We start from the raw sequence: 6,356 nt of genomic DNA, 5'->3' as shown, positions 1-6,356 counted from the left end.
TGTCCATCTACAAAGATTTTTTTTTTCAGAAGAGCTTGTTTCATGGCCTTACGGCTGATTTTTTCCTGGGCTAATAATTTATCTAAACGCATACCAGCCTATCTTATCACAAGTCGGGATTTTTGAAAAGAAAAGAGAAGGACTGAATTTTCTTTTGAAAACATTTACACTTACTTGAATTAAGTCATTTGCTTAAAATTGTGGTATAATCGTTCAGTTAGAAAATAAATTTTTGAATACAATAGAGGAAATCATGACAAAATTAAGAGAAGATATCCGTAATATCGCGATTATCGCCCACGTCGACCACGGGAAAACGACCCTCGTTGACGAATTGTTGAAACAATCTGAAACTCTTGACGCGCGTACAGAGTTAGCTGAGCGTGCAATGGACTCAAACGATATTGAAAAAGAGCGTGGAATCACCATTCTTGCGAAAAATACAGCCGTTGCCTACAACGGAACTCGTATCAACATCATGGACACACCAGGACACGCGGACTTCGGTGGAGAAGTTGAACGTATCATGAAAATGGTTGACGGTGTTGTTTTGGTCGTAGATGCTTACGAAGGAACTATGCCACAGACTCGTTTCGTATTGAAAAAAGCCTTGGAACAAGACCTTGTGCCTATCGTTGTGGTTAACAAAATTGATAAGCCATCAGCTCGTCCAGCAGAAGTAGTGGATGAAGTCTTGGAACTTTTCATCGAGCTTGGTGCGGATGATGACCAGCTTGACTTCCCAGTCGTTTATGCGTCAGCGATCAACGGAACATCTTCATTGTCAGATGATCCAGCAGACCAAGAAAAGACAATGGCGCCAATCTTTGATACCATTATCGATCACATCCCAGCTCCAGTTGATAACTCAGATGAGCCTCTTCAATTCCAAGTGTCTCTTCTTGACTACAATGACTTCGTAGGACGTATCGGTATCGGACGTATCTTCCGTGGTAGTGTCAAGGTTGGGGACCAAGTTACCCTTTCTAAACTTGACGGAACAACGAAGAACTTCCGTGTTACAAAACTCTTCGGTTTCTTTGGTTTGGAACGTCGTGAAATCCAAGAAGCCAAAGCTGGAGATTTGATTGCGGTTTCTGGTATGGAAGATATCTTCGTCGGAGAAACCATTACTCCTACAGACGCAGTTGAAGCTCTTCCAGTTCTTCACATCGATGAGCCAACACTTCAAATGACCTTCTTGGTTAACAACTCACCTTTTGCTGGTCGTGAAGGGAAATGGGTTACTTCACGTAAGGTTGAAGAGCGTCTTCAAGCAGAATTGCAAACAGACGTTTCTCTTCGTGTTGAGCCAACTGACTCACCAGATAAATGGACTGTATCAGGGCGTGGAGAATTGCACTTGTCAATCCTTATCGAAACAATGCGTCGTGAAGGATATGAGCTTCAAGTATCTCGTCCAGAGGTTATCATTAAAGAAATCGATGGTGTTAAATGTGAGCCATTTGAACGCGTGCAAATTGACACACCAGAAGAATACCAAGGATCTGTTATCCAAAGTCTTTCTGAACGTAAAGGTGAAATGTTGGATATGATTTCAACTGGTAATGGTCAAACTCGTTTGGTTTTCCTTGTTCCAGCCCGTGGTTTGATTGGATACTCAACTGAGTTCTTGTCAATGACTCGTGGTTACGGTATCATGAACCATACCTTCGACCAATACTTGCCATTGATTCCAGGTGAAATCGGTGGACGTCACCGTGGTGCCCTTGTTTCTATCGATACTGGTAAGGCAACAACATACTCTATCATGTCTATCGAAGAACGTGGAACAATCTTTGTTAACCCAGGTACTGAGGTTTACGAAGGAATGATTATCGGTGAAAACTCTCGTGAAAATGACTTGACTGTTAATATTACGAAAGCGAAACAAATGACCAACGTTCGTTCAGCAACTAAGGATCAAACAGCGGTTATCAAGACTCCTCGTATCTTGACCCTTGAAGAGTCACTTGAGTTCTTGAACGACGATGAGTACATGGAAGTAACGCCTGAGTCTATCCGTTTGCGTAAACAAATCCTTAACAAGGCAGAGCGTGAGAAAGCAAACAAAAAGAAAAAATCAGCTGAATAAGAGCTAGAAAGAGCAGAAAATGGTCTATTTAATCATAGGGATTTTATTACTCTTACTCTATATATTTGCGACACCTCAAAGTATCAAGGGAACGGTTAATATTGTAATTCTTGTTTTTGGTCTCGTTTCCCTCGTGATTTTGCTCATGTTGTCCATCCTGCAAATCTTTCAGCTACCAACAGAGTTCTTTATCACAGTAGCTATGCTGGTCCTTGCTTACTTTAGTTTGCGAGATATCAGTCTCATGTCAATTCGAAAAAAACACTAATCATCAATTCGAATCCTAAAATAACAAAAACTTCTATTAGCAACTAGGTGGCTGATAGAAGTTTTTTGATTAAGATAGATTGTTTTTTTCTTCAGAATAGCGTTGATAGAAGTCAACTTTCAGTTGGATAAAGTTTTCCAATTCGCGCAGGAGTTGAAGTAATGTTGCGCGTGTTTCAAATTCTTCTCTTGTTTTAGGGAGGCTACGATTGCGAAATACCTGCAGGTAGCTTTCAATATCATTTAATAGATCGTTGGCTGGATTGGTCTGACTGAGTTGATCCGCAATTTTAGCGAATAGCTGGGCAAGGATTAGGCTTTCGCTTGCTGCTAGATTACAGGTGTTGATTTGCTGGGCCATATTACGAAGAATACGACTCTGTCTCTGTCTCATTTCGAAATAGTGGATATGATAGTCGGTCTGATGAAAGAGATGGTCAGAGTGATCAAGATAGACCAGTTTGAGAGCTTCTTCAAGGAGCTGATCCAGTTCCTCAACGAGTTGAGCACGGTTGCGGCCATCGCCCTTTCCAAGATAATATTCAAAACGTTGTAGAATGTGTTTGAGTTTTTCTTCTACCTTGAGATGATAGAGATGGATTTCTTCTTGTCGAGAAGGCATATAGAGATTGACAGTCAAGGCAAATCCCGTACCAATAAGAAATAGGAGAAGCTCATTCACTAGCAGATCTGGTGATGTAGACTTCTGAACCAAGAGATGACTGACTAGGACACTACTCGGGGTAATGCCAATTTCCCAGCCGAATTTATAGGCAAGGGGAACATAGAGGGCCAAATAGAGGCCAAAACTCCAGATATGGTAGCCAGTCAGGTGAAAGGAAAGGACACCAATGAAAAGAGCAAGAAGGGTTGAGAATAAACGATTGCGAGCTAGCTTTATGGTGCTTCTACGGGTATCAGACAAGCTCAAAAGGGCAATGATACCAGCTGAAACCGCTGAAGATAAATCAAGAAAGTAGGCTAGGACACAGGCCAAACAGGTTGCCAGAACGAGTTTAAAAGTACGTTGGGTGATAGACATGAGACATTTCCTATAATGAATGATAGAAACCAGACAAAACAAGCCCTAAAAAGGCTTGTCTAGATTATTTTTTGTGAGCAGAGGAAAATTCTGCTACTGCTGTAAAGAGGACATCTGTTGAAGAGTTGAGGGCTGTTTCGCAAGAGTCTTGAATAACACCAATAACGAAACCAACACCCACAACCTGCATAGCAATATCGTTGGTAATCCCAAAGAGACTGCAAGCAACTGGGATAAGTAGGAGTGAACCTCCGGCGATTCCTGAAGCACCGCAGGCAGAGATGGCTGCAACGATACTGAGTACAAAGGCTGTTGCAAAATCAACTGAGATTCCTAGAGTATTGACAGCTGCTAGGGTTAAGATGTTGATGGTAACAGCAGCTCCAGCCATATTGATGGTTGATCCCAAGGGGATTGAGACAGAATAGGTATCTGGATTAAGACCTAGATCCTCACAGAGTTTCATATTAACAGGGATATTAGCAGCGGAACTTCGGGTGAAAAAGGCTGTAACGCCACTGATACGCAAGCATTTCCACACCAAGGGATATGGATTTTTCTTGATAAAGAGAAAAGCAATCAGAGGATTGATCACTAGGGCAACGAAAACCATAGTGGCAATCAAAAGTCCAAGTAGGATTCCGTAATTTGCTAAACTAGCGATACCTTGGCCAGAGATGATTTCGAAGACTAACCCGAGGATACCAAATGGCGCAAGGTTGATGATCCATTCGACAATTTTTGAAGTCACACTGGCCATTGTTTTGAGTAGTTCCTTGCTATTTTTGCTAGCTTCTCGCATGGCAACTCCAAAGACGATAGCCCAAGACAAAATTCCGATATAGTTAGCTTCGATGATGGCATTGACAGGATTATCTACTATTTTTAGCAGAAGATTGCTGAGCACTTGTCCGATACCGTCTGGAGGAGAAACTTCAGTACTAGCGCTACTTAAGACCATCTGAACAGGAAAGAGAAAGCTGGCCATAACTGCTACAAGAGCCGCAGCAAAAGTCCCCAGCAAATAGAGGAAAATGACTCTTTTCATATTGCTATCTTGGCCTTTTTGGTGTTGGGAAAGGGCGTTAGCGACTAAAGCAAAAACCAGGATAGGAGCGATAGCTTTTAGTCCTCCTACAAATAAATCTCCCAATAAACCAATGCCAGTTAGATTAGGAACGAGTAGACCTAGAATTGCTCCCAAGACCATTCCGATTCCGATACGTTTGATCAAATTTGTTTTGTTCCAAGCAAGAATGATTCTTTTCATAGAGGTCTCCTTTTTTGTGTATTGTTTATGATTATAGTATAAATATGCTTGAAAAGCAAGTGAGTTATAAGTTTCATTGGAATTAATGAATATTTATGAAAAGGATGGCTGGGAAGGATTTATGGTATAATGGATAGAAAAGGAGTTTTATATGCAAGAATTTTTTCAACGTTATTTGGATAAATTAGATCTAACAACTGTTTTAGAGAATCTCTTGACCAAGGTGATTTCTCTTTTACTTCTCATTCTTCTATTTTATATAGCTAAAAAGTTCCTCCATGTTGCTGTAGGAAAGATTGTTAAACCCTCACTTAAATTTTCAAATCGAGATGCAGGTAGACAAAAGACTATTTCTCGTTTGCTTGAAAATATTTTCAACTACACACTTTATTTCTTCTTGATTTACTGTATCTTGTCTATTTTAGGGTTGCCTGTTTCTAGCTTGCTTGCAGGTGCAGGAATTGCTGGAGTGGCTATCGGTATGGGGGCACAAGGCTTCCTGTCAGACGTCATCAACGGCTTCTTTATTCTCTTTGAACGTCAGTTGGATGTTGGAGACGAGGTTGTTTTGACCAATGGTCCTATTACCGTATCGGGGAAAGTCGTTAGTGTCGGAATTCGAACGACTCAATTGCGAAGTGATGACCAAGCCCTTCACTTTGTTCCTAACCGAAATATCACTGTGGTTAGCAATTTTTCAAGAAAAGAAGAGAACTGAAATTTTACTTGATTTATGGTACAATAGAAAGAGTTTGGTAAAGGAGAAACGATGTTTTTAGATAAGCAGTTAGGAAATGGTTGTACCTGGATTAATCTAGATGTGGAAATCATTAAAAATCTCGAAGACCTATCAGAAATCTATGGATTGGATAAAGAAACCATCGAATATGCGCTGGATAGAAACGAACGGGCCCACATGGATTATAACCGTGAGAATGGGACAGTGACCTTTATCTACAACGTTCTTGACTTAGAAAGGGACAAGGAATACTATGAAGCCATTCCTATGACCTTTATCGTGGAAAAACAACGAATGATTACCATCAGCAATCATAAGAACGCCTATGTCATTGATCAGATGCTAGGCTATCTTGAAAATCATGAAATCATTTCAATCTACAAGTTTCTATTTGCCGGTTTAGAGCTTATCAGCAATGCTTATTATCCTGTCATTGAACAGATGGATAAAAGTAAGGATGAAATCAGTGCCTTGTTGCGTCAAACAACCACTAAAAAAAATCTCTTTGCCCTCTCTGACTTGGAAACTGGTATGGTTTACTTGACAGCTGCGGCTAAACAAAATCGCCTCCTCTTGGAGCATATCCAGGGACATGCGCTTTATCGGAACTTTAACGAAGTGGAAAGAGAGCAGTTTGATGATGCTATGATTGAAGCTCATCAGTTGGTGTCCATGACAGATTTGATTTCCCAGGTTTTACAACAACTCTCAGGATCTTACAATAATATCCTAAACAACAATCTGAATGATAATTTGACAACCTTGACCATTATCTCAGTTTTACTAGCCATTCTTGCAGTCATTACAGGATTTTTCGGAATGAATGTCCCTCTGCCATTTACAGAAGAGCCTAATGCCTGGATATATATTTTGATTGCTAGTTTAATTTTATGGGCAATCTTGGCTCAGTATCTAAAGAAAATTGCTAGAAACTAAAAAATAG

6 protein-coding genes and 1 pseudogene are annotated in these 6,356 nt (G+C 40.4%); 4 read left to right on the top strand and 3 right to left on the bottom strand.

The genetic code is table 11. The annotated features are described in order from the left end of the window. Positions 1 to 92, bottom strand: a pseudogene (locus ADH31_RS10130) (16S rRNA pseudouridine(516) synthase); the annotation flags it as partial. A gap of 161 nt (positions 93 to 253) precedes the next feature. Here ADH31_RS10130 and typA point away from each other — a divergent pair. Beyond that, positions 254 to 2,095 (top strand): translational GTPase TypA, encoded by a 1,842-nt coding sequence (gene typA / locus ADH31_RS02675; RefSeq protein ID WP_049508915.1) that lies wholly within the window; start codon positions 254 to 256, stop codon positions 2,093 to 2,095. 19 nt (positions 2,096 to 2,114) lie between these two features. After that, complete coding sequence (locus ADH31_RS02670; RefSeq protein ID WP_000262655.1) at positions 2,115 to 2,363, top strand: DUF3165 family protein; 249 nt, start codon at positions 2,115 to 2,117, stop codon at positions 2,361 to 2,363. 69 nt (positions 2,364 to 2,432) lie between these two features. Here the strand turns inward: ADH31_RS02670 and ADH31_RS02665 are convergent, their stop codons facing one another. Further along, positions 2,433 to 3,404 carry an aromatic acid exporter family protein gene (locus tag ADH31_RS02665; RefSeq protein ID WP_049508913.1) on the bottom strand — a complete coding sequence of 324 codons (972 nt, stop codon included), beginning with the start codon at positions 3,402 to 3,404 and terminating at the stop codon, positions 2,433 to 2,435. A gap of 64 nt (positions 3,405 to 3,468) precedes the next feature. Continuing rightward, positions 3,469 to 4,674: a serine/threonine transporter SstT gene (gene sstT / locus ADH31_RS02660; RefSeq protein ID WP_049508910.1), complete on the bottom strand. Its 1,206-nt coding sequence runs from the start codon at positions 4,672 to 4,674 to the stop codon at positions 3,469 to 3,471. A 151-nt stretch (positions 4,675 to 4,825) separates the two neighbouring features. Between sstT and ADH31_RS02655 the strand changes: the two genes are divergently transcribed. Both ADH31_RS02655 and ADH31_RS02650 read left to right on the top strand, forming a co-directional pair. Then, positions 4,826 to 5,392 (top strand): mechanosensitive ion channel family protein, encoded by a 567-nt coding sequence (locus tag ADH31_RS02655; protein WP_001154834.1) that lies wholly within the window; start codon positions 4,826 to 4,828, stop codon positions 5,390 to 5,392. A 51-nt stretch (positions 5,393 to 5,443) separates the two neighbouring features. Continuing rightward, entirely contained in the window at positions 5,444 to 6,349 is a 906-nt protein-coding gene (locus ADH31_RS02650; RefSeq protein ID WP_049508908.1) for a magnesium transporter CorA family protein, read from the top strand. Positions 6,350 to 6,356: the final 7 nt, after the last annotated feature.

Origin of the sequence: Streptococcus pseudopneumoniae (assembly GCF_001072375.1) — a bacterium.
GTDB classification, from domain to species: Bacteria; Bacillota; Bacilli; order Lactobacillales; family Streptococcaceae; genus Streptococcus; species Streptococcus pseudopneumoniae_L.
Note: the sequence above shows the minus strand (reverse complement) of the source record. Positions and strands in the feature narration are given on the sequence as shown.

Bases quoted from the DNA above. Each gene is read 5' to 3' on its own strand.
- ADH31_RS02665 (WP_049508913.1), bottom strand. From the start codon at position 3,404: ATGTCTATCACCCAACGTACTTTTAAACTCGTTCTGGCAACCTGTTTG.
- typA (WP_049508915.1), top strand. From the start codon at position 254: ATGACAAAATTAAGAGAAGATATCCGTAATATCGCGATTATCGCCCAC.
- ADH31_RS02655 (WP_001154834.1), top strand. From the start codon at position 4,826: ATGCAAGAATTTTTTCAACGTTATTTGGATAAATTAGATCTAACAACT.
- ADH31_RS02650 (WP_049508908.1), top strand. From the start codon at position 5,444: ATGTTTTTAGATAAGCAGTTAGGAAATGGTTGTACCTGGATTAATCTA.
- ADH31_RS02670 (WP_000262655.1), top strand. From the start codon at position 2,115: ATGGTCTATTTAATCATAGGGATTTTATTACTCTTACTCTATATATTT.
- sstT (WP_049508910.1), bottom strand. From the start codon at position 4,674: ATGAAAAGAATCATTCTTGCTTGGAACAAAACAAATTTGATCAAACGT.